The sequence below is a fragment of the Streptomyces bottropensis ATCC 25435 genome (assembly GCF_000383595.1).
GTDB classification, from domain to species: domain Bacteria; phylum Actinomycetota; class Actinomycetes; order Streptomycetales; family Streptomycetaceae; genus Streptomyces; species Streptomyces bottropensis.
In genome coordinates, this window is the sequence record NZ_KB911581.1 from 7,953,704 (window position 1) to 7,976,912 (window position 23,209).

The 23,209-nt window shown below is 69.1% G+C and carries 16 protein-coding genes and 3 rRNA genes; 7 read left to right on the forward strand and 12 right to left on the reverse strand.

Annotation, left to right across the window (positions count from 1 at the left end):
* Positions 1–6 precede the first annotated feature (6 nt).
* The 5 genes from STRBO_RS0135175 to STRBO_RS0135195 are packed head-to-tail and all read left to right on the forward strand — an operon-like array spanning position 7 to position 5,572.
* Positions 7–1,356 (forward strand): DUF7847 domain-containing protein, encoded by a 1,350-nt coding sequence (locus STRBO_RS0135175; protein ID WP_005486887.1) that lies wholly within the window; start codon positions 7–9, stop codon positions 1,354–1,356.
* 40 nt (positions 1,357–1,396) lie between these two features.
* On the forward strand, positions 1,397–2,086 hold the full coding sequence (locus STRBO_RS0135180; RefSeq protein ID WP_005486888.1) for a DUF4129 domain-containing protein: 690 nt from the start codon (positions 1,397–1,399) through the stop codon (positions 2,084–2,086).
* Positions 2,083–3,273 carry a DUF4350 domain-containing protein gene (locus STRBO_RS0135185; protein WP_005486889.1) on the forward strand — a complete coding sequence of 397 codons (1,191 nt, stop codon included), beginning with the start codon at positions 2,083–2,085 and terminating at the stop codon, positions 3,271–3,273. The genes STRBO_RS0135180 and STRBO_RS0135185 overlap by 4 nt, the downstream gene beginning before the upstream one ends.
* Positions 3,273–4,262, forward strand: coding sequence for an AAA family ATPase (locus STRBO_RS0135190; RefSeq protein WP_020115588.1), 990 nt, complete (start codon positions 3,273–3,275; stop codon positions 4,260–4,262). Before STRBO_RS0135185 ends, STRBO_RS0135190 begins: the two co-directional genes overlap by 1 nt.
* Entirely contained in the window at positions 4,262–5,572 is a 1,311-nt protein-coding gene (locus STRBO_RS0135195) for a DUF58 domain-containing protein (RefSeq protein ID WP_005486891.1), read from the forward strand. The genes STRBO_RS0135190 and STRBO_RS0135195 overlap by 1 nt, the downstream gene beginning before the upstream one ends.
* 110 nt (positions 5,573–5,682) lie before the next feature.
* Here the strand turns inward: STRBO_RS0135195 and rrf are convergent.
* The 4 genes from rrf to STRBO_RS0135215 all read right to left on the reverse strand — a co-directional run bounded on the left by rrf (position 5,683) and on the right by STRBO_RS0135215 (position 12,463).
* Positions 5,683–5,799 (reverse strand): 5S ribosomal RNA (gene rrf, locus STRBO_RS0135200).
* An 89-nt stretch (positions 5,800–5,888) separates the two neighbouring features.
* Positions 5,889–9,012 (reverse strand): 23S ribosomal RNA (locus STRBO_RS0135205).
* Positions 9,013–9,332: 320 nt separating this feature from the next.
* Positions 9,333–10,859 (reverse strand): 16S ribosomal RNA (locus STRBO_RS40750).
* The 16S, 23S and 5S rRNA genes sit together here, the layout of an rRNA operon.
* A gap of 596 nt (positions 10,860–11,455) precedes the next feature.
* The gene (locus STRBO_RS0135215; RefSeq protein ID WP_005485649.1) at positions 11,456–12,463 is read right to left on the reverse strand and encodes a stage II sporulation protein M; all 1,008 of its coding nucleotides are present in this window, start codon (positions 12,461–12,463) and stop codon (positions 11,456–11,458) included.
* 149 nt (positions 12,464–12,612) lie between these two features.
* Here STRBO_RS0135215 and STRBO_RS0135220 point away from each other — a divergent pair, with 149 nt between their 5' ends.
* Positions 12,613–13,656: an RDD family protein gene (locus tag STRBO_RS0135220; RefSeq protein WP_028797026.1), complete on the forward strand. Its 1,044-nt coding sequence runs from the start codon at positions 12,613–12,615 to the stop codon at positions 13,654–13,656.
* 43 nt (positions 13,657–13,699) lie between these two features.
* Here STRBO_RS0135220 and STRBO_RS0135225 read toward each other — a convergent pair whose 3' ends face one another.
* From STRBO_RS0135225 to STRBO_RS0135260, 8 genes are all read right to left on the reverse strand, one after another.
* On the reverse strand, positions 13,700–14,314 hold the full coding sequence (locus tag STRBO_RS0135225) for a hypothetical protein (protein WP_005485654.1): 615 nt from the start codon (positions 14,312–14,314) through the stop codon (positions 13,700–13,702).
* Between the two features lie 150 nt (positions 14,315–14,464).
* The gene (gene ahcY, locus STRBO_RS0135230; protein ID WP_005485655.1) at positions 14,465–15,922 is read right to left on the reverse strand and encodes an adenosylhomocysteinase; all 1,458 of its coding nucleotides are present in this window, start codon (positions 15,920–15,922) and stop codon (positions 14,465–14,467) included.
* 387 nt (positions 15,923–16,309) lie between these two features.
* A complete protein-coding gene (locus STRBO_RS0135235; RefSeq protein WP_005485657.1) occupies positions 16,310–17,287 on the reverse strand; it encodes a cation diffusion facilitator family transporter in 978 nt (325 codons plus the stop codon).
* A gap of 184 nt (positions 17,288–17,471) precedes the next feature.
* Positions 17,472–18,623 (reverse strand): mannose-6-phosphate isomerase, class I, encoded by a 1,152-nt coding sequence (manA, locus tag STRBO_RS0135240; RefSeq protein ID WP_005485659.1) that lies wholly within the window; start codon positions 18,621–18,623, stop codon positions 17,472–17,474.
* A 64-nt stretch (positions 18,624–18,687) separates the two neighbouring features.
* On the reverse strand, positions 18,688–19,815 hold the full coding sequence (locus tag STRBO_RS0135245; RefSeq protein ID WP_005485661.1) for an SIS domain-containing protein: 1,128 nt from the start codon (positions 19,813–19,815) through the stop codon (positions 18,688–18,690).
* Positions 19,816–19,923: 108 nt separating this feature from the next.
* Entirely contained in the window at positions 19,924–20,094 is a 171-nt protein-coding gene (locus tag STRBO_RS42415; protein WP_005485663.1) for a Trm112 family protein, read from the reverse strand.
* A gap of 185 nt (positions 20,095–20,279) precedes the next feature.
* Entirely contained in the window at positions 20,280–21,644 is a 1,365-nt protein-coding gene (locus tag STRBO_RS0135255; protein WP_005485664.1) for a phosphomannomutase/phosphoglucomutase, read from the reverse strand.
* Between the two features lie 225 nt (positions 21,645–21,869).
* Positions 21,870–22,292: a DUF3499 domain-containing protein gene (locus STRBO_RS0135260; protein ID WP_005485665.1), complete on the reverse strand. Its 423-nt coding sequence runs from the start codon at positions 22,290–22,292 to the stop codon at positions 21,870–21,872.
* A gap of 369 nt (positions 22,293–22,661) precedes the next feature.
* Here STRBO_RS0135260 and STRBO_RS0135265 point away from each other — a divergent pair, with 369 nt between their 5' ends.
* The gene (locus STRBO_RS0135265; protein WP_097251401.1) at positions 22,662–23,117 is read left to right on the forward strand and encodes a metallopeptidase family protein; all 456 of its coding nucleotides are present in this window, start codon (positions 22,662–22,664) and stop codon (positions 23,115–23,117) included.
* Positions 23,118–23,209 lie beyond the last annotated feature (92 nt).

Genomic DNA, 23,209 nt, shown 5'->3' on the forward strand with positions numbered 1-23,209 from the left:
GCGACGATGAAGGACACTCCGGGCTGGGCCTCGCCCGGATCCGCCCCCTCCGGCGGCCAGGAACCGGACCACCAGGACTCCGCGCAGCCGGCGGACCGGGCCGAAGCCGACCGCACGCGGCCCGCGGACCACACCGGCGCCGACCAGACACCCCCGCAGTCCAAGTGGTCCAAGGAGCAGCCGCCGCCCGCCCAGTGGTCCGCTCCCACCCCGCAGGCCCCCGGCCGGACCCCGCCACCACCGCCCGGCCCGGGCTGGGGCGGCCACCCCGGATCCCAGCACCCCGGCCCCGGCGGCCGGCCCGGCTACGGCGCCCCCGGTCACGGCACTCCCGGCTGGGGCGGCGGCTGGGGCGGACCCCCGCCCGCGGCCAAGCCCGGCGTGATCCCGCTGCGCCCGCTCGGCATCGGCGAGATCCTGGACGGCGCGGTCTCCACCATGCGCACGCACTGGCGCACGGTCCTCGGCATCTCCCTGGCCGTCGCGGTCCTCACCCAGATCGGAGTCATCCTGCTCCAGGGGTTCGTCCTCGACGACACCGCGAGCGCCGACGCCCTCAACGACCCCAGCGCCACCCCCGGTGAACTGGGCCGCGCCCTGGGCGACACCCTGCTGAGCACGTCCGTCGTCATGGTGATCTCCCTGCTGGGCACCATCATCGCGACGGCCCTGCTCACGACCGTGACCAGCCGCGCCGTCCTCGGCAGGTCGGTGACCACCGCGGAGGCCTGGCGGGACGCCCGCCCGCAGCTCCTCAGGCTGGCGGGGCTGACCGTCCTGCTGCTCCTGATCGCCGCCCTGATCATGACCGTCGGCGTGCTGCCCGGCGTCCTCCTCGCCGCCGGCGGCTCCACCGGCGGAGGCGTCCTCCTCGCCCTCTTCGGCGGACTCGGCGGCTTCGTCCTCACCGTGTGGCTGATGATCCGCTTCTCGCTCGCCTCGCCCGCCCTGATGCTGGAGAAGCAGGGCGTCCGGAAGTCCCTCGGCCGCTCCGTCAAGCTGGTGCGCGGCTCCTGGTGGCGGGTCCTCGGCATCCAGCTCCTCGCCGCGATCATCGCCTACATCATCGCGTCGATCGTCGTGATCCCGTTCTCCTTCGCGGGCGCGGCCCTGGACGGGGACGGCATCTCCGGCCTCCTCGCCACAGGCGGCACCACACTCGGCTGGACCTACCTCGTCATCAGCGGCGTCGGTGCGGTGATCGGATCCACCCTCACCTTCCCGATCAGCGCGGGCGTCACCGTGCTGCTCTACATCGACCAGCGCATCCGCCGCGAGGCCCTCGACCTCGAACTGGGCCGCGCCGCCGGCCTCCAGGGCTACGGCGACGCCCCGGGCGCCACCCCGGGGAGCTGATGGGGTGAGCCTGGCGGGGGGAGCACTGACAGCCGTACCGATGGCGTGGCGCTCGGCGGACGAGCCGCCCCTCACCCTCCCGCGCGACCCCGCGCGGGAGGCGGCGCGCCGCGAGCTGTCCAAGGGCATGTACCACCAGAACGACCCCAGTTGGTACGAGCGCGCGATGGACGCCTTCTGGGAGTGGCTCGACAAGGTGTTGGGCGCCGCCTCGGCCGCCACCCCGGGCGGCCCGCTCGGCCTCGTCGTCATCGTCCTGGCCGTACTGGCCCTCCTCGGAGCCCTGTGGTGGCGCCTCGGCACCCCACGCCGCGCCGCCGCCTCCGCCACCGCGCTCTTCGACGACCGCCCCCGCAGCGCCGCCGAACACCGGGCGGCCGCCGAGGCGCGGGCCGCCCAGGGCCACTGGAACCAGGCCGTCCAGGAACGCATGCGCGCCGTCGTCCGCTCCCTGGAGGAACGCGCCCTGCTCGACGCACGCCCCGGCCGCACCGCCGACGAGGCCGCCTCCGAAGCGGGCTCGGCGCTCCCCGCCCACGCGGACCGACTGCGCGCCGCCGCCCGGGACTTCGACGATGTCACGTACGGCGGCCGATCCGCGTCCGAGGAAACGTACCTCCGGCTCGCCGCCCTCGACACCGACCTGGAACGCACCAGGCCCGCACTGGCGGGCAGCGCCCCCGCCACCGCGGACACGGCCCTCGGCACCCGACCGGGAGCCGCCGAATGACCACCGGGGCCACGCATCCGTCCACCTCGGCCTCGCCCACGGCCCGTCAGGTGTGGACCCGCGCGCGCGGGATCGTCCTCGCGGCGGTGATCCTCCTGGCGGCGGCCACCGTGATCGCCGTGATCCGCTCCGGCGCCGAACACGGCCGCCTGGATCCGCGCTCCGCCGACACCGACGGCAGCCGCGCGATCGCCGAACTCCTCGACGACCGGGGCGTGTCCACCCGGCTGGTCACCACCCTCGACCGGGCGAGCACCGCCGCAGGTGCCGACACCACCCTCCTGGTCGCCGCCCCGGACCTGCTGACCGACGCCCAGCAGAACCGCCTGCGCGCGGCGACCGAGAACTCCGGCGGACGCACGGTCCTGGTGGCCCCCGGCTCCCCGTCGGTGAGCACCCTCGCCCCCGGCGTCACCGCCGACGCCGCCCTCAGCCTGGACTCCACCCTCAGGCCCCGCTGCGAACTGCCCGCCGCCCGCCGCGCGGGCAGCGCCGACACCGGCGGGATCCGCTACGACGTCACCGCGGGCGCGGCCGACACCTGCTACCCGGAGAACGGCCTGCCGACCCTGGTGCGCGTCCCGGCCGCCGAGGGCAACGGCGACACCGTCGTCCTCGGCGCCCCCGACATCCTCCTCAACAGCAGCCTCGACGAGCAGGGCAACGCCTCCCTCGCCCTTCAACTCCTCGGCTCGCGCCCCCATGTGGTCTGGTACCTCCCCTCGCTCGCCGACTCGGCCCCCGACGCGGGCAACCGCAGCTTCATCGACCTGCTCCCCTCGGGCTGGCTCTGGGGCACCCTGCAGCTCTTCCTCGCCGGCGCCCTCGCGGCCTTCTGGCGGGCACGCCGATTCGGCCCCCTGGTGCCCGAGAGACTCCCCGTCGCGATCCGCGCCTCCGAAACCGTCGAAGGCCGCGCCCGCCTCTACCGCAAGGCCGACGCCCGCGACCGCGCGGCCGCCGCTCTTCGCTCCACCACCCGCACCCGCCTCGCCCTCCTCGTCGGCGTCCCCGTCTCCCGGGCACACACGCCCGAGGCCCTGCTCCCCGCTCTGTCCGCCCACCTCCACGGCGACGGACAGCCCCTGCACCCCCTCCTCTTCGGCCCGCCGCCCGGCGACGACAGGGCCCTGATCGCCCTCACCGACCAACTCGACGCCCTCGAAAGAGAGGTACGCCGTTCATGATGGACCCGACCACTGACAACGCCGCGGCCACCGGGGACCCGGGCACCGCCCGTGCCTCCCTGGAGGCCCTGCGCGCCGAGATCGCCAAAGCCGTGGTCGGCCAGGACCCCGCCGTGACCGGACTCGTCGTCGCCCTCCTGTGCCGCGGACACGTCCTGCTCGAAGGAGTCCCCGGGGTGGCCAAGACCCTGCTCGTCCGCGCCCTCGCCGCCGCACTCGAACTCGACACCAAGCGCGTCCAGTTCACCCCGGACCTCATGCCGAGCGACGTCACCGGCTCCCTCGTCTACGACACCCGCAGCGCCGAGTTCTCCTTCCAGCCCGGCCCGGTCTTCACCAACCTGCTCCTCGCCGACGAGATCAACCGCACACCCCCCAAGACCCAGTCGTCCCTCCTCGAAGCGATGGAGGAACGCCAGGTCACGGTCGACGGCACCCCGCGCCCGCTCCCGGACCCGTTCCTGGTCGCCGCGACCCAGAACCCGGTCGAGTACGAGGGCACCTACCCCCTCCCCGAAGCCCAACTGGACCGCTTCCTCCTCAAACTGACGGTCCCGCTCCCGTCCCGCGAGGACGAGATCAGCGTCCTCACCCGCCACGCAGAGGGCTTCAACCCGCGCGACCTGCGCGCCGCCGGCGTGCGCCCCGTCGCGAACGCGGCCGACCTCGAAGCCGCCCGCACCGCCGTGGCCAGGACGACCGTCTCCCCCGAGATCACCGCCTACGTCGTGGACATCTGCCGCGCCACCCGGGAATCACCGTCCCTCACCCTCGGTGTCTCCCCCCGAGGGTCCACGGCCCTCCTCGCGGCCTCCCGCGCCTGGGCCTGGCTGACGGGCCGCGACTACGTCATCCCGGACGACGTCAAGGCACTCGCCCTCCCCACCCTCCGCCACCGCGTCCAGCTCCGCCCGGAGGCCGAGATGGAGGGCGTGACGGCCGACTCGGTCATCAACGCGATCCTCGCCCACGTCCCCGTCCCTCGCTGATGGCCCCCACCGGACGCGCCGCGCTCCTCGCGGCCCTCGGCGCCCTCCCTGTAGGCATCTGGGAGCCCAGCTGGACGGGCATCCTCGCCGTCAACGCCCCCCTGGCCCTGGCATGCGCCTGCGACTACGCCCTCGCCGCTCCAGTACGCCGCCTGGGCCTCCTTCGCTCCGGCGACACCTCCGCGCGCCTGGGCGAGACCGCGGACATCACCCTCACGGTCACCAACCCCACGAACCGCCCCCTGCGCGCCCACCTACGGGACGCCTGGCCGCCCAGCAGCTGGCCGGCCGGCACCGAAGTGGCCGCCTCCCGCCACCGCCTCACGATCCCGGCGGGCGAGCGCCGCCGCGTCACCACCCGGCTGCGCCCGACCCGCAGGGGCGACCGTCAGGCGGACAGGGTCACGATCCGCTCCTACGGCCCCCTCGGTCTCTTCGCCCGCCAGGGCAGTCACAAGGTCCCCTGGACCGTCCGCGTGCTTCCCCCGTTCACCAGCCGCAAGCATCTGCCGTCCAAGCTGGCGCGCCTGCGTGAACTCGACGGCCGCACCAGCGTTCTGACCCGGGGCGAGGGCACGGAGTTCGACAGCCTCCGCGAGTACATCCCCGGCGACGACACTCGCTCCATCGACTGGCGCGCCACCGCCCGCCAGTCGTCGGTGGCGGTACGCACCTGGCGTCCCGAACGAGACCGCCACATCCTCCTCGTCCTGGACACCGGCCGCACCTCCGCGGGCCGCGTGGGCGACGCCCCCCGCCTGGACGCCTCCATGGACGCGGCCCTCCTCCTCGCCGCCCTCGCCTCCCGCGCCGGCGACCGTGTGGACCTCCTCGCCTACGACCGGCGTGTCCGAGCCCTCGTCCAGGGCCGCTCGGCGGGCGACGTACTGGCGTCCCTGGTCAACGCCATGGCCCCGCTCGAACCGGAACTCGTCGAAACGGACGCCCGGGGCCTGGCGGCCACCGCCCTCCGTACGGCCCCGCGCCGCGCCCTGATCGTCCTGCTCACCACGCTCGACGCGGCCCCCGTGGAACAGGGCCTTCTCCCTGTCCTGTCCCGCCTCACGCAGCGCCACTCGGTCCTGGTCGCGTCGGTCGCCGACCCGCACATCGCCCGTATGGCCGACTCCCGAGGCACCACGGACGCGGTCTACGAGGCCGCGGCCGCCGCCCAGTACCAGGCGGACCGCCACCGCACCGCCGAACAACTCCGCCGCCACGGTGTCACCGTGGTCGACGCGACCCCGGACGACCTGGCGCCGGCCCTCGCGGACGCCTATCTGGCGCTGAAGGCGGCAGGGCGCCTGTGATGTGCGGGGTTTGTATGAGGGGTTGATATGGGGGGTGGCTGGAGAGCCCCGAAACGGTCCGGAAACGCAGAAAGGCCCACACCATAAGGTGTGGGCCTTTCGCAATATTTGTTCGGCGGCGTCCTACTCTCCCACAGGGTCCCCCCTGCAGTACCATCGGCGCTGTAAGGCTTAGCTTCCGGGTTCGGAATGTAACCGGGCGTTTCCCTCACGCTATGACCACCGAAACACTATGAAACACTCAACCGCACCACACCGTGACCATGGCATGGGGTTGTTCGTGGTTTCAGAACCAACACAGTGGACGCGAGCAACTGAGGACAAGCCCTCGGCCTATTAGTACCAGTCAACTCCACCCGTTACCAGGCTTCCATATCTGGCCTATCAACCCAGTCGTCTACTGGGAGCCTTACCCCATCAAGTGGGTGGGAATACTCATCTCGAAGCAGGCTTCCCGCTTAGATGCTTTCAGCGGTTATCCCTCCCGAACGTAGCCAACCAGCCATGCCCTTGGCAGGACAACTGGCACACCAGAGGTTCGTCCGTCCCGGTCCTCTCGTACTAGGGACAGCCCTTCTCAATATTCCTGCGCGCGCAGCGGATAGGGACCGAACTGTCTCACGACGTTCTAAACCCAGCTCGCGTACCGCTTTAATGGGCGAACAGCCCAACCCTTGGGACCGACTCCAGCCCCAGGATGCGACGAGCCGACATCGAGGTGCCAAACCATCCCGTCGATATGGACTCTTGGGGAAGATCAGCCTGTTATCCCCGGGGTACCTTTTATCCGTTGAGCGACGGCGCTTCCACAAGCCACCGCCGGATCACTAGTCCCGACTTTCGTCCCTGCTCGACCCGTCGGTCTCACAGTCAAGCTCCCTTGTGCACTTACACTCACCACCTGATTGCCAACCAGGCTGAGGGAACCTTTGGGCGCCTCCGTTACTCTTTAGGAGGCAACCGCCCCAGTTAAACTACCCATCAGACACTGTCCCTGATCCGGATCACGGACCCAGGTTAGACATCCAGCACGACCAGACTGGTATTTCAACGACGACTCCACCCGAACTGGCGTCCGAGCTTCAAAGTCTCCCAGCTATCCTACACAAGCCGAACCGAACACCAATATCAAACTGTAGTAAAGGTCCCGGGGTCTTTCCGTCCTGCTGCGCGAAACGAGCATCTTTACTCGTAGTGCAATTTCACCGGGCCTATGGTTGAGACAGTCGAGAAGTCGTTACGCCATTCGTGCAGGTCGGAACTTACCCGACAAGGAATTTCGCTACCTTAGGATGGTTATAGTTACCACCGCCGTTTACTGGCGCTTAAGTTCTCAGCTTCGCCACACCGAAATGTGACTAACCGGTCCCCTTAACGTTCCAGCACCGGGCAGGCGTCAGTCCGTATACATCGCCTTACGGCTTCGCACGGACCTGTGTTTTTAGTAAACAGTCGCTTCTCGCTGGTCTCTGCGGCCACCTCCAGCTCACCGAGTAAATCGGATCACCAGTGATGGCCCCCCTTCTCCCGAAGTTACGGGGGCATTTTGCCGAGTTCCTTAACCATAGTTCACCCGAACGCCTCGGTATTCTCTACCTGACCACCTGAGTCGGTTTAGGGTACGGGCCGCCATGAAACTCGCTAGAGGCTTTTCTCGACAGCATAGGATCATCCACTTCACCACAATCGGCTCGGCATCAGGTCTCAGCCACAAGTACGACGGATTTACCTATCGCACGGCCTACACCCTTACCCCGGGACAACCACCGCCCGGGATGGACTACCTTCCTGCGTCACCCCATCACTCACCTACTACAAGTCTGGTCCGTCGGCTCCACCACTTTCCTTTCCCCGAAGGGTCCGGAACGGCTTCACGGACTTAGCATCGCCTGGTTCAGTGTTTGACGCTTCACAGCGGGTACCGGAATATCAACCGGTTATCCATCGACTACGCCTGTCGGCCTCGCCTTAGGTCCCGACTTACCCTGGGCAGATCAGCTTGACCCAGGAACCCTTGGTCAATCGGCGCACACGTTTCTCACGTGTGTATCGCTACTCATGCCTGCATTCTCACTCGTGAACCGTCCACAACTCGCTTCCGCGGCTGCTTCACCCGGCACACGACGCTCCCCTACCCATCCCAGCAGGCGTTGGCCCTATATGCTGGAATGACACGACTTCGGCGGTACGCTTGAGCCCCGCTACATTGTCGGCGCGGAATCACTAGACCAGTGAGCTATTACGCACTCTTTCAAGGGTGGCTGCTTCTAAGCCAACCTCCTGGTTGTCTGTGCGACTCCACATCCTTTCCCACTTAGCGTACGCTTAGGGGCCTTAGTCGATGCTCTGGGCTGTTTCCCTCTCGACCATGGAGCTTATCCCCCACAGTCTCACTGCCGTGCTCTCACTTACCGGCATTCGGAGTTTGGCTAAGGTCAGTAACCCGGTAGGGCCCATCGCCTATCCAGTGCTCTACCTCCGGCAAGAAACACACGACGCTGCACCTAAATGCATTTCGGGGAGAACCAGCTATCACGGAGTTTGATTGGCCTTTCACCCCTAACCACAGGTCATCCCCCAGGTTTTCAACCCTGGTGGGTTCGGTCCTCCACGAAGTCTTACCTCCGCTTCAACCTGCCCATGGCTAGATCACTCCGCTTCGGGTCTTGAGCGTGCTACTAAAATCGCCCTGTTCGGACTCGCTTTCGCTACGGCTACCCCACTCGGGTTAACCTCGCAACACACCGCAAACTCGCAGGCTCATTCTTCAAAAGGCACGCAGTCACGACGCACCGAGTAAACTCGATGCGCGACGCTCCCACGGCTTGTAGGCACACGGTTTCAGGTACTATTTCACTCCGCTCCCGCGGTACTTTTCACCATTCCCTCACGGTACTATCCGCTATCGGTCACCAGGGAATATTTAGGCTTAGCGGGTGGTCCCGCCAGATTCACACGGGATTTCTCGGGCCCCGTGCTACTTGGGTGTCTCTCAAACGAGCCGTCAATGTTTCAGCTACGGGGGTCTTACCCTCTACGCCGGACCTTTCGCATGTCCTTCGCCTACATCAACGGTTTCTGACTCGTCTCACAGCCGGCAGACTGTAAAAGAGAGATCCCACAACCCCGTATACGCAACCCCTGCCGGGTCTCACACGCATACGGTTTGGCCTCATCCGGTTTCGCTCGCCACTACTCCCGGAATCACGGTTGTTTTCTCTTCCTGCGGGTACTGAGATGTTTCACTTCCCCGCGTTCCCTCCACTTGCCCTATGTGTTCAGGCGAGGGTGACAGCCCATGACGACTGCCGGGTTTCCCCATTCGGAAACCCCCGGATCAAAGCCTGGTTGACGACTCCCCGGGGACTATCGTGGCCTCCCACGTCCTTCATCGGTTCCTGGTGCCAAGGCATCCACCGTGCGCCCTTAAAAACTTGGCCACAGATGCTCGCGTCCACTGTGCAGTTCTCAAACAACGACCAACCACCCATCACCCCGAACCAGTAGTCCGAGTGCACTGGGGCCGGCACTGAAGGCAACCGTAAAGCACGGCCATACCCTCAGACACCCAACAGCGTGCCCGGCACCCTCACCACTCCGATCAGCTTTCCACGCCCCCGAAAGGACAGTACTCACAGCCTGAGATGACTCAAGATGCCGAATAATCAACGTTCCACCCATGAGCTAACCAGCATCAGACGTTCGCTGATGATCTGGCCTCTGACCTCACCCCGTAGGGATCGGTAGAAGTGCTCCTTAGAAAGGAGGTGATCCAGCCGCACCTTCCGGTACGGCTACCTTGTTACGACTTCGTCCCAATCGCCAGTCCCACCTTCGACAGCTCCCTCCCACAAGGGGTTGGGCCACCGGCTTCGGGTGTTACCGACTTTCGTGACGTGACGGGCGGTGTGTACAAGGCCCGGGAACGTATTCACCGCAGCAATGCTGATCTGCGATTACTAGCAACTCCGACTTCATGGGGTCGAGTTGCAGACCCCAATCCGAACTGAGACAGGCTTTTTGAGATTCGCTCCGCCTCACGGCTTCGCAGCTCATTGTACCTGCCATTGTAGCACGTGTGCAGCCCAAGACATAAGGGGCATGATGACTTGACGTCGTCCCCACCTTCCTCCGAGTTGACCCCGGCAGTCTCCTGTGAGTCCCCATCACCCCGAAGGGCATGCTGGCAACACAGAACAAGGGTTGCGCTCGTTGCGGGACTTAACCCAACATCTCACGACACGAGCTGACGACAGCCATGCACCACCTGTCACCCGACCACAAGGGGGGCACCATCTCTGATGCTTTCCGGGCGATGTCAAGCCTTGGTAAGGTTCTTCGCGTTGCGTCGAATTAAGCCACATGCTCCGCTGCTTGTGCGGGCCCCCGTCAATTCCTTTGAGTTTTAGCCTTGCGGCCGTACTCCCCAGGCGGGGAACTTAATGCGTTAGCTGCGGCACCGACGACGTGGAATGTCGCCAACACCTAGTTCCCACCGTTTACGGCGTGGACTACCAGGGTATCTAATCCTGTTCGCTCCCCACGCTTTCGCTCCTCAGCGTCAGTAATGGCCCAGAGATCCGCCTTCGCCACCGGTGTTCCTCCTGATATCTGCGCATTTCACCGCTACACCAGGAATTCCGATCTCCCCTACCACACTCTAGTCTGCCCGTATCGAATGCAGACCCGGGGTTAAGCCCCGGGCTTTCACATCCGACGCGACAGACCGCCTACGAGCTCTTTACGCCCAATAATTCCGGACAACGCTCGCGCCCTACGTATTACCGCGGCTGCTGGCACGTAGTTAGCCGGCGCTTCTTCTGCAGGTACCGTCACTTTCGCTTCTTCCCTGCTGAAAGAGGTTTACAACCCGAAGGCCGTCATCCCTCACGCGGCGTCGCTGCATCAGGCTTTCGCCCATTGTGCAATATTCCCCACTGCTGCCTCCCGTAGGAGTCTGGGCCGTGTCTCAGTCCCAGTGTGGCCGGTCGCCCTCTCAGGCCGGCTACCCGTCGTCGCCTTGGTGAGCCGTTACCTCACCAACAAGCTGATAGGCCGCGGGCTCATCCTTCACCGCCGGAGCTTTCCACACTCATCGGATGCCCGAGAGTGTTGTATCCGGTATTAGACCCCGTTTCCAGGGCTTGTCCCAGAGTGAAGGGCAGATTGCCCACGTGTTACTCACCCGTTCGCCACTAATCCCCACCGAAGTGGTTCATCGTTCGACTTGCATGTGTTAAGCACGCCGCCAGCGTTCGTCCTGAGCCAGGATCAAACTCTCCGTGAATGTTTACCCGTAATCGGGTTGACACCACGAGAGCGGAACAGTCAGGCGGAATAAGCCCGACCGTTCACAGCGTCCTCGCTGTGTTTTACTTCAAAGGAACCTCGACCACCGGAACACTGTCCCGGCGGACGGGGTATCAACATATCTGGCGTTGATTTTTGGCACGCTGTTGAGTTCTCAAGGAACGGACGCTTCCTTTGTACTCACCCAAGTTACTCTCGGGCTTTCCTCCGGGCAGTTTCCCTTCGGTCTTGCGTTTCCAACCTTACCAGATCCGTTTTCCGTTCCGTTTCCGGTCGGAATTCATTTCCGGTGGCCGCTTGGAAGGCCTTGCCTAATTGATTGCCTTGCGGCTTTCTTTCGGCGAGTCCGACTTTATCAGAACCTTTTGGCCGTACTGACCGGCCGTTCGTTTCCGAATCATCGGGTGGGCTCTCTCGGGAATCATATTCACGAGAAGCCGATAGATTCTCACTGCGCCCTGGGGTATGTCCACCTCTAGGCAACTGTTCTAATCTACCTCCCCACGCGCACCGTGTCAACGGCTCTTGCGGGAACGAAGACGAGACTAACAGCCCGGCGGGGGTGGATGCACATCAGGCGGCTGTGGGGACCGCGGCGCTGCGTTCGTGCTCCTCCACGTCGCCCGTGTCACCGGCGCGCACGGCCCGTCCGCCCAGGACATAGACGTAGGCGAGGAAGGCGAGTTCGGCGACGACGCCGATGCTGACGCGGGCCCAGGTGGGCAGGCCGGACGGGGTGACGAAGCCTTCGATGGCGCCGGAGACGAAGAGCACCAGCGCCAGGCCTATCGCCATGCCCAGAGCGGCCCGCCCTTCCTCGGCCAGGGCCACACGCCGGGTGCGCAGGTCCGGGTCGATGACGGTCCAGCCGAGACGCAAGCCGGTGCCGGCGGCCACGAAGACGGCGGTCAGTTCCAGAAGTCCGTGCGGGAGGATCAGGCCGAGGAAGACGTCCAGACGGCCGGCCGAGGTCATCAGGCCCATGCCGACGCCCAGGTTGAGCATGTTCAGGAGCAGGATCCAGAGGACCGGCAGGCCCAGGAAGATGCCCAGGACCAGGCACATCGCGGCGGCCTGGGCGTTGTTCGTCCACACCTGGGCGGCGAAGGACGCGGCGGGATGGCTGGAGTAGTACGTCTCGTACTGGCCGCCGGGGCGGGTCATCTCGCGCAGTGCGTCGGGCGCCGCGATGGAGGCCTGAACCTCCGGATGGGTGCCGATCCACCAGCCGAGGAGCACGGCGACGAGCGTGGAGAGCAGCGCCGTGGGGACCCACCAGTGCCGGGAGCGGTAGACCGCCGCGGGGAAGCCATGGGTCAGGAAGCGGGTGACGTCGCGCCAGGAGGCCCGGCGGTTTCCTGTCACGGCACTACGCGCGCGTGCCACCAGTTGGCTGAGGCGTCCGGTCAGCTGGGGGTCGGGAGCGCTCGACTGGATCAGGGAGAGGTGGGTGGCCGTGCGCTGGTAGAGGGTGACGAGTTCGTCGACCTCGGCGCCGTCGAGGCGGCGCTGACGGCGGAGCAGGGCATCGAGGCGGTCCCACTCGGCACGATGGGCGGACACGAAGACATCGAGGTCCATCGGGTGTGCTGCTCCTCGTCCCTCTGCATACCGCGTGTCGGTTTGTCGTACTGATCGCACCGGTCGTACTGCGGCGCGATGTGTCCTCAGCTTGGCAGACTGGCCACTCTCGGGGCAGGTCAGGGGATGAAACCGGAAGGACTACGGGTGTGAGTGAGCTAGTGACGGGCGAGGCGGTGGCGCTGGAGCTGCGTCCCGCGAAGCTGCCGAGCCGGGCGCTGGCCGTGCTGCTCGACCTGGTCGTGGCCATGGTCGTGTACCTGGCGGTGGTCCTGATCCTGGTGCTGTCGACGGCCGGACTCGACGAGGCCGCGCAGATGGCGATATCCATCGCGAGTTTCCTGCTGGTCCTGGTGGGCGGGCCGATCGCGGTGGAGACGCTGACTCATGGGCGTTCGCTGGGGAAGCTGGCGTGCGGGCTGCGGGTGGTGCGGGACGACGGAGGTCCGATCCGGTTCCGGCACGCGCTGGTGCGGGGCGCGGTCGGAGTGGTCGAGATCCTGATGACGTTCGGTGTCGTCGCGTGCATCGCCTCGCTCGTCTCGGCGCGGGGCCGACGGCTGGGTGACGTGTTCGCGGGAACGCTGGTGGTGCGGGAGCGGGTGCCGACCGGACAGACGGCGTTCGTGCCTCCGCCGCCGCCCTGGCTCGTGGGGCGGTTCTCCGAGCTCGACCTGTCGGCCGTTCCCGACGGGCTGTGGCTGGCCGTCCGCCAGTACCTGACGCGGATGCGGCAGCTGGACCCGCACGTCGGCGCGGCGATGGCGGAACGTCTCGCCGCGGACCTCGCGGCACGTACGGGAGCCCCGGCACCCTACGGGGTGCCGCCGGGCGCCTATCTGGCGGCCGTGGTGCACGAGCGGCAGGCGCGGGAGGCTCGGCAGGCGTTCGCGGGCGCGGCCGGGGGGCCCGGTGTGCCGGGCGCGTCGGCCGGAGGGGCCGGATGGGGTGGGCCGGGGGCTCAGCCCGTGGTCGTCGCTCCGGCGTACGCGCCGCCCGGGGGGTACGTGAGCCCCACTCCGCCTGCGGGCGTTCCGCCGTACGCGGCGCCGGCGGGAGCCGCGCGTGCCGGTGTGCCCGGCGCGGCCGCTCCCCAGGCGCCGGTGGCACCCCAGCCGCCGCATGCGACGCGGACGCCGCAGACGGCACCGCCTGCCGAACGACCGAGCACCGGCTTCGCACCGCCCGCCTGAGCCCCTGCCCGCTCGCCGAACCGGTGTCCGGCGGGCATCGCCCTCAGTCGAACGTCGACGGTGGTGTCTCCAGGTGCTCCAGCTCGATTCCGGGTGCCGCCAGGACGACGTCGCCCGCGAGGTGAACGGTGTGCTGCTCACCCGTGTCCAGGGCTGTGACCTGGTACGTGTCCACGGTCAGCGGGCCGTTGTCAGTGGCGTGTGCTTCTCTTTCGATCAACGCCCAGGACTGGTCCAGGGTGCGGGGGGCGAGGACCGGGTCGGTGAAGGCGACGAGGCGTACGCGAGTGGCGGGCGCGGAGGGGGTGAGGCGCAGGAGGCGGGCGGTGGCGATCAGGAAGGCGGGGGAGGTTCCGGTGAAGGCGTGGGCGCGGACGTTGCCTTCGGTGGCCTCCGTGCCGGAGGGATCGGTGCGGACCCAGGTGACGCCGTCGAGGGCGGCACCGCGGACCTGCCAGCTCGCGGCGTGCAGTTCGAGGCGGATGGGGCGGCCGAGCTCGTCGAGGGCGAGGTCGACGGAACCGGCGTGATCACCGGACGGGGTGGTCAGTTGCGAGACATAGCGCCAGCCCGACGGGCCGGGCGCGCAGTGGAAGTGTTCTTCGGCGAGGGGGGTGTGGTCGTGCGGGTCGTGAAGCGAATACCGGCCGCGGGGCATGGGGGTCCTGGGTCTTGACGGGCCGGCCCGGTCGACGGGCGGAGCGCGGGGCGAGCGGGCAGGCCCCCGGCACGGGGGTGCGGGGGCCTGCCTGGGAGCTGCTGCCCGGACGGGTGCGTCCGTGCGCGGACGTACCCTCCGGCGGGTGGATCAGTAGCGGTAGTGGTCCGACTTGTACGGGCCCTCGACCGCCACGCCGATGTACGAGGCCTGCTCGGGGCGGAGCGTGGTGAGCTTCACGCCGAGCGCGGCCAGGTGGAGGCGGGCGACCTTCTCGTCGAGGTGCTTGGGCAGCGTGTAGACGCCGGTGGGGTACTCGTCGGGCTTGGTGAACAGCTCGATCTGGGCCAGGGTCTGGTCCGCGAAGGAGTTGGACATCACGAACGACGGGTGACCGGTGGCGTTGCCCAGGTTCAGCAGGCGGCCCTCGGACAGGACGATGAGGACCTTGCCGTCGGGGAAGGTCCAGGTGTGGACCTGCGGCTTGACCTCGTCCTTGACGATGCCCGGGACCTTGGCGAGGCCGGCCATGTCGATCTCGTTGTCGAAGTGACCGATGTTCCCGACGATCGCCTGGTGCTTCATCCTGGCCATGTCCGAGGCCATGATGATGTCCTTGTTGCCGGTCGTGGTGATGAAGATGTCGGCCGTCTCGACGACCTCGTCGAGGGTCGTGACCTGGTAGCCGTCCATCGCCGCCTGCAGCGCGCAGATCGGGTCGATCTCGGTGACGATGACGCGGGCGCCCTGTCCGCGCAGGGACTCCGCGCACCCCTTGCCCACGTCGCCGTAGCCGAACACGACGGCGGTCTTGCCGCCGATCAGGACGTCCGTGGCGCGGTTGATGCCGTCGATCAGGGAGTGGCGGCAGCCGTACTTGTTGTCGAACTTCGACTTCGTCACGGCGTCGTTCACGTTGATCGCCGGGAAGAGCAGCTGGCCGTCGCGCTGCATCTCGTACAGGCGGTGGACGCCGGTCGTGGTCTCCTCCGTCACGCCGCGGATCTCCGAGGCGAGCTGGGTCCACTTCTGGGAGCCGTCGGTGATGGTGCGGTTCAGGAGTTCGAGGATGACGCGGTGCTCGTCGTTCTCGGCGGTGTCGACGGCGGGGACCTTGCCGTCCTTCTCGTACTCGACGCCCTTGTGGACGAGGAGCGTGGCGTCACCGCCGTCGTCGAGGATCATGTTGGGGCCACCGGTGGGGCTGTCCGGCCAGGTCAGCGCCTGCTCGGTGCACCACCAGTACTCCTCCAGGGTCTCGCCCTTCCAGGCGAAGACCGGGACGCCCTGGGGGTTGTCCACGGTGCCGTTCGGGCCGACGGCGATCGCGGCGGCGGCGTGGTCCTGGGTGGAGAAGATGTTGCAGGAGGCCCAGCGGACCTGGGCGCCGAGGGCGACCAGGGTCTCGATGAGAACGGCCGTCTGCACGGTCATGTGCAGGGAGCCGGTGACGCGGGCGCCGGCCAGGGGCTGGGCCTCGGCGTACTCCTTGCGGATCGCCATCAGGCCGGGCATCTCGTGCTCGGCGAGGGTGATCTCCTTGCGGCCGAAGGCGGCCAGGGAGAGATCGGCGACCTTGAAGTCCTGCCGGTTGTCGACAGTCGTCATGAAGAGCTGCTCCTCGGTGTGTCGGGGCGAGGGTGGATAGGGCTGGTCTGCGCGGCGGCGGACACAGGGGTGCCCCGAAGGGACACGGGCATGCCCGCGTGCGCGCAGCGCAGTCCGTCGGAGGCCCTCTCTCCCTCGGCCGGTCCTCGGTGGGACCGCCCGACCGCCATCAGCAGCGACGTCTGGCTCCGTCCCAAGCTACACCGGTCGGCCCTGCCTGCCCCAGTCCGCCCGCGTACGGATCGAGCCGAAGCGGGTGAGGGCCGGCGCGATCCGCGGCCGGGGTGCGTGTGCGGCGGCCCGGGCGGGGGGGGAACGGGGAAAGGGCCCGTCGCGCGCGTGCGCGACGGGCCCCGGGGCGACGGTGCCCGTGGTGCGGACGGTGGATCAGTGCTCGGCGGTGGGGGCCGGGCCGCCGGGGGCGGCCTCGGGGTCGGCGCCCCTGGCGGCCTCGGCCTCGCTGTAGATGTCGGGTTCGAGGTAGATGACACGGGCGATCGGGACGGCCTCGCGGATGCGGGCCTCGGCGGCGTCGATCGCCCGCGCGACCTCGGTGGCCGTCTCGTCGTGCCGGACGGCGATCTTGGCGGCGACCAGCAGTTCCTCGGGGCCGAGGTGGAGTGTGCGCATGTGGATGATGGCGGGGACCGTGTCGCCGTCGACGATCGCGGCCTCGATCTTCCTGACCTGCTCCACACCGGCGGCCTCGCCGAGGAGCAGGGACTTGGTCTCGGCGGCGAGGATGATCGCGATCAAGATGAGCAGGACGCCGATGCAGAGGGTGCCGATGCCGTCCCAGACCCCGTCGCCGGTGAGCAGGGCGAGGCCGACGCCGCCGAGGGCGAGGACCAGACCGACGAGGGCGCCGAGGTCCTCCAGCAGGACGACGGGCAGCTCGGGGGCCTTGGCGTGACGGACGAAATCGGTCCAGGACCTGCCGTTGCGCAGGCCGTTGGATTCCTTGATCGCGGTGCGGAAGGAGAAGGACTCGGCGATGATCGCGAAGACGAGGACGCCGACCGGCCAGTACCAGTGCTCGATCTCGTGCGGTTCCTTGATCTTCTCGTAGCCCTCGTAGATGGCGAACATGCCGCCGACGGAGAAGAGGACGATGGAGACGAGGAAGGCGTAGATGTAGCGTTCGCGGCCGTACCCGAAGGGGTGTTGCGGGGTCGCCTCGCGCTTGGCCTTCTTGCCGCCGAGGAGGAGCAGCCCCTGGTTGCCGGAGTCGGCCAGGGAGTGCACCGACTCCGCGAGCATCGATGACGAGCCACTGAAGACGAACGCCACGAACTTCGCTGCCGCGATCGCGAGGTTGGCGGCGAGTGCCGCCACGATCGCCTTGGTGCCGCCTGACGCGCTCATGTGTCCGAGGTGTCCCTTCGCCTACGCGTGTGTCTGTGCGTGGACATGGGTACCCACGCTTCCGTCCGTCACCGGCCGGGCTTTGCCCGCCTTTTGCAGGGGCATTGTTGCAGCCCGGTCCGGCGTCGGTGCGCCAGGCTGTGGATAAGGGCGTTGCCGCCTGTTCCGCGTGGGTGGCGCCCGCTCAGGCGATGACGGTGGCGCGGAACAGGGTGCCCGGTCCGGACACCTCCGCCTTCTCGTCCGCCGGGACGAAGACGGACTCTCCGGGGGCGAGCGTGTGTTCGCCCGCGCGGACCGAGCCGGCCGTGCAGAGGAGGATCTGCGGGGTGGCGCGGGTGAGGTCGTGTGCGGCGGTGGCCTCGGGCAGGACGTAGCGGGAGAGGCGGAACTCGTCGATGGGGGTCTCGTAGACCTCTTCGCCGTCGGGGGACGCCTCGGGACGCAGGACGCCGGGGTCGGTCGCCTCGAAGCGGACGATGCGCAGGAGCTCGGGGACGTCGACGTGCTTGGGGGTCAGGCCGCAGCGCAGGACGTTGTCGGAGTTGGCCATGATCTCGACGCCGAGGCCGCTCAGGTAGGCGTGCGGGATGCCGGCGCCGAGGAACAGGGCCTCGCCGGGCTGCAGGCGTACGTGGTTGAGGAGCATGGCGGCGATGACGCCGGGGTCGCCGGGGTAGTGGTGGGCGATGTCGGCGTACGGGGTGTAGGCGCCGCCGAGGCGGGCGCAGGCGGCCGCGGCCTCGGTGACCGTGTGGGTCATCTCCTCGGGGTCGGCGCCCAGGACGGCCGTCAACACCTCACGCAGGGCGGCCTCTTCGGGGTGGGCGTGCAGGAGGTCGACGTACGGCTTGAGGGAGTCGACCTCCAGCGCGGCGAGCAGGTCGGCGGCCTGGACCGGGTCGCGGAAGCCGCACAGGCCGTCGAACTCGCTGAGGGCGCAGATCAGTTCGGGCTTGTGGTTGGCGTCCTTGTAGTTGCGGTGGCCCGCGTCGATCGGGACGCCGCGCCGCTCCTCCTCCTCGTATCCCTCCTTGGCCTGTGCGAGGTCGGGGTGGACCTGGAGGGAGAGGGGGGCGCCGGCGGCGAGGAGCTTGAGGAGGAACGGGAGGCGGGCGCCGAACCTGGCGACCGCCCGGGACCCCAACTCGCGTTCCGGGGCTGCGTCGATCACCTCGGTGAGGGGGCCGCGCCCGGTGCGTGAGGGGGCGCCGGGGTGGGCGCCCATCCACATCTCCGCCTGCGGTTCGCCGGTGGGGGCCACGCCGAGGAGCTGCGGGATGGCGGTGGTCGAACCCCAGGCGTAGGGGCGGACGGTGTTGTCGAGGCGGTCCATCGTGTGCGTTTCTCCGTAGGTGGGGAGCCGGCCGAGGGCCCGGTCGGGTCGGGCCCGGTCCAGGTCAGGCTCCGGAAGCGAGCGACAGGTAAACGGCGGCGAAATCCGTGATGGCGATCATCTCCGCGAGGGCTTCCAGGTCGCTGCCCTCCTCCGGTTCCAGCTCGCTGATCGCGGTGTCATGGCCGAGGGCCAGCTCGCGGGCGGCCGGGACGGCGCTCAGCCCACCGGTCGGGCGGTCGCGGACGAGGACCACGCGCGCGTGCAGGACGGGCGCGTCCTCGACGCGGTCGCGGAAGAAGTCGTCGGGGTCTGCGTTCGCGGCGAGCGGGCCGGAGAGCAGCACCGTGTGGGCGGCGAGGGCTTCCGGGAGCTGGGCGGCCAGAGCGGGGCGGCCCGCGAGATCGGCGAGGGCGGAGGCGAAGCGGCGGCCCACGGGGCCCGCGTCCCGGCCCTCGGTCCAGATCAGCGGGAGCGAGTCGGCCAGTTCGGCGGCGAGCGTCTTGGCCGGGTTGCTGTAGGTGGCGATGGCCGGGCCGCAGCGCTCGGCGACCTGGTCGAGGCGGTCGGCGAGCTTCTGCAGGGCGTCGGGCGGGGCGGCGACGACACCGGTGCGGTCCAGCAGCGCGAGCATCGGCGTGAGCAGCGCCCACAGGACACCGGGGGCGGCGGCGCCGAGGGGCACCTCCTGCTCGTACGGGCCGGTCGCCATCGGTACGAAGAGGCCGTGGGCGCGTTCCACGGCCTCGGCGACGGGGGTGCGGGCGGGGGCCACGGCGACGACCGTGCTGCCCCGGCGGTACGCCTGGTCGACGAGGAGGGAGAGGCCGGGCTCGCTGCCGTCCGCGGTGGCGACCAGGAGGAGGTCGACCGGGCCCGCCCAGCCGGGCAGCTCCCAGCGGAGGGCGCCCGGAGCGGGGGCCACGCCGGTGGGGTGGAGGCGGGTGAGGGGACAGTTGGCCCCCGCGAGGGCGCCGAGCAGGTCGGCGACGCCCGCGGACGCCATGCCGGGGCCCGCGATGAGGAGGGCGCGCGGGCGCCCGTCCGGTTTCAGGTCGGGGATTCCGGCCTCGATGCCGAGGCGGACGGCCGTACGGACCCGCGCGCCCGCTTCGGCGGCGCCGCGCAGCAGGTCGCGGCGGTCGGCCTCCGACAGGGCGTCGGGGGTGTCTAGCAGCGATTCGTCCAGCATGGGCGGCAGCCTCCGATTCGCCGGGTGCCCTGGTGCGCCTTGTTGCCTGATCGCCGGGTTTCCCGGCTCGTGCGGGTCACGCCTTGCGCGAGAGCCTGATCGCGCGGGTCACGCGGGGCGGCGGGCCTCGTCGACGAGGAGTACGGGGATGCCGTCCCGGATCGGGTAGGCGAGGCCGCAGTCCTGGCTCGTGCAGGTCAGCTCGGTGTCCTCCTCCGTGAGGGGGGCGTGGCACGCCGGGCAGGCGAGGATCTCCAGGAGGCCGGCTTCGAGCGGCATGTCGGGTCCCTTCGGGGGCGGAATTCGTGCGGTGCGGCCTGGTCAGAGTACCGCCGTGCGGGGGTCGGCGCCGGGGTTGGGGCCGGAGGCGTTCCGTCTCCCCCGTCCTCTGCGCCGGCGGCCGCGCCCCTTTCGGCCCCGCGCGCCCCACGCGCCCTGTACGCGCGGGGCCCGCCGGTCGGCGCTCACGCCCTGATGATCCCCAGGACGTCGTCGCGGATCTTCGCCATCGTCGCCTCGTCCCTCGCCTCCGCGTTCAGCCTCAGCAGCGGTTCCGTGTTGGAGGGGCGGACGTTGAACCACCAGTCCGCCGAGGAGACGGTGAGGCCGTCGAGGTCGTCGAGGGTGACGTCCTCCCGTTCCCCGTAGGCGGAGCGCACCGCGGCCAGGCGGTCCGCCTGGTCGGCGACCGTGGAGTTGATCTCGCCGGAGCCGGCGTAGCGGTCGTACCGGGCGACGAGGCCGGAGAGCGGGCCGTCCTGGCCGCCGAGGGCGGCGAGGACGTGGAGGGCGGCCAGCATGCCCGTGTCGGCGTTCCAGAAGTCGGCGAAGTAGTAGTGGGCGGAGTGCTCGCCGCCGAAGATCGCGCCGGTTCTGGCCATCTCGGCCTTGATGAAGGAGTGGCCGACACGGGTGCGTACCGGCGTGCCGCCGTGCTCGCGCACCACCTCCGGGACGGACCAGGAGGTGATCAGGTTGTGGATGACCGTGCCCTTGCCGCCGTGCCTGGCGAGTTCGCGGGCGGCGACCAGGGCGGTGATCGCGGAGGGCGGGACGGGACGGCCCTGCTCGTCGACGACGAAGCAGCGGTCGGCGTCGCCGTCGAAGGCGATACCGAGGTCGGCGCCCTCCTCGCGGACCCGCTGCTGCAGGTCGACGATGTTGGCCGGGTCGAGGGGGTTGGCCTCGTGGTTGGGGAACGTGCCGTCCAGCTCGAAGTACATCGGGACGAGGTCGAGGGGCAGGCCGGCGAAGACCGTGGGGACGGTGTGGCCGCCCATGCCGTTGCCCGCGTCGACGACCACCTTCAGCGGGCGGACGGAGGTCAGGTCGACGAGGCCGAGCAGGTGGGCCGCGTAGTCCTCCAGCGTGTCCCGCCGGGTGATCGTGCCCCGTGTGGCGGCCGGTGCCGGCGCGCCCGACTCGCTCCAGTCCTCCACCAGTTCGCGGATCTCGACGAGGCCGGTGTCCTGGCCGACGGGGGCGGCGCCCGCGCGGCACAGCTTGATGCCGTTGTACCGGGCGGGGTTGTGGGAGGCCGTGAACATCGCGCCGGGCAGGTTCAGCGCGCCGGACGCGTAGTACAGCTGGTCCGTCGAGCAGAGGCCGATCTCGGTCACGTCGACCCCGAGCGCCGCCGCCCCCCGCGCGAAGGCACGCGACAGGCCGGGTGAGGAGGGCCGCATGTCGTGGCCGGTCACGATGGCGTCCGCTCCGGTCACCCGTGCGAAGGCCGCCCCGAAGAGTTCGGCCAGGGTCTCGTCCCACTGGTCCGGGACCACCCCGCGCACGTCGTACGCCTTCACGATCGTCGACAGATCAGCAGCCACGGCCACATCCTCCAAAGTCCTCAGCGGCTGCCCAAACTACCCGCCTGTGCCGGCGGCGGGATGTGTGACCTCCTGGAACGCCCGGCTGTACGGCGCGGAAGACGACGGGGCGGTGCGGAGACGGGGGAGGGCGGCCACTCGACGAGCGCCTCCGGGACCGCCAACGGCCCGGCTCAGGGCGCCGGTTGTCGGCCGTCGGCCGTCGGCCGTCGGAGAAGGCGGTGCTCAGTTGTCGGGAGAGCGCAGTACCCGGAGGTGGCCGCGGCGGGCGACCTCCATGGGGTCCGCCGTGCGGGCACCGCCGCCGGCCTCCGCGGTGCGCTGCTGCGGACGGGCCGCCTCGCGCACGGCGTTGGCGAGGGCTTCCAGATCGTCACCGCTGGGGCGCGCGGGGGCCGAGGCGTCCAGCAGCCGTACGACCTCCCAGCCGCGCGGCGCGGTGAGGCGCTCGGAGTGCTCGGCGCACAGGTCGTAGCAGTGGGGTTCGGCGTAGGTGGCGAGCGGGCCGAGGACCGCGGTCGAGTCGGCGTAGACGTACGTCAGCGTCGCGACGGCGGGGCGGCCGCAAGCGGTGCGCGAACAGCGACGTACAGGGCTCACGACGTTGGACGGTACCGCACTCTTGAGCGGGCCGCGACGACTCTCCACCAGGTCACTCCACCGTGTCGTGCTGTGAAACGCCCCACACACCCCTCCGAACCCGGTGCCGTGACCTGCGAGTAACCCCTCGTCCGGGATGCCGAACGGCACGTAATTCGGTCAAGTATGCGTATGAACCATGCCAATTGGCGCGAGATCAACAGTCTCGCAGGGGTACGGAATCGAGCCCGACGTTGGCTGGAATGGTCATCCTCCGACACGGCCGACACCCCTCATCGCGCCGTCGCGCGGCGAGCCGGTTGGACCTGCCGGGTCGGCCGTGGCAGGTCAGCGGCGGGCCGGGGGTGCGGGTCCGGGGTGGCGGCGGGGGCGTGGAGCCGGGCGGGCGGGCCCCTCGGGGATTACGCTTCACAGGTGATGGACAACCTCGTACCGCCCCGCGCCGCCTCCGCACCCGGGCCCCGCCGCCGAGATCGGCACGGCCGGGGGATGCGCGGGCCCATCGCGCCGCCCCAGGTACCGCTCGCGGCGAGTCGCGCGGATGTGTTCGCGGATCTGGTGCAGGACTCCGTGGAGCGGCTGGAGCGGCGGTTGCCGCAGCTGGCGGACATCGACTTTCTCGTGCTGGAGGTGCCTCGGCTCGACGGGCCGGGGGACGGGGCCTGGAACGACGAGGCCGTGCCGCTCGGGGGGACCGTCGCGGCGCGGGAGGGGCGGCCGGCCCGGGTGGTGATCTACCGGCGGCCGGTGGAGATCCGCACCAAGGGGCGCGATGAGCGGGCCGCGCTGGTGCATGAGGTCGTGGTGGAGCAGGTGGCGGAGCTGCTGGGGCTGAATCCGGAGACGGTGGATCCTCGGTACGGGGAGGACTGACGCGGAGGGGTGTGCCTGGGGGTTCGCCCCCGCCACCCCTGCCCGTCCCGTCCCCCAGGGGCTGCGCCCCTTCGACCCCCATCCGACGGTTC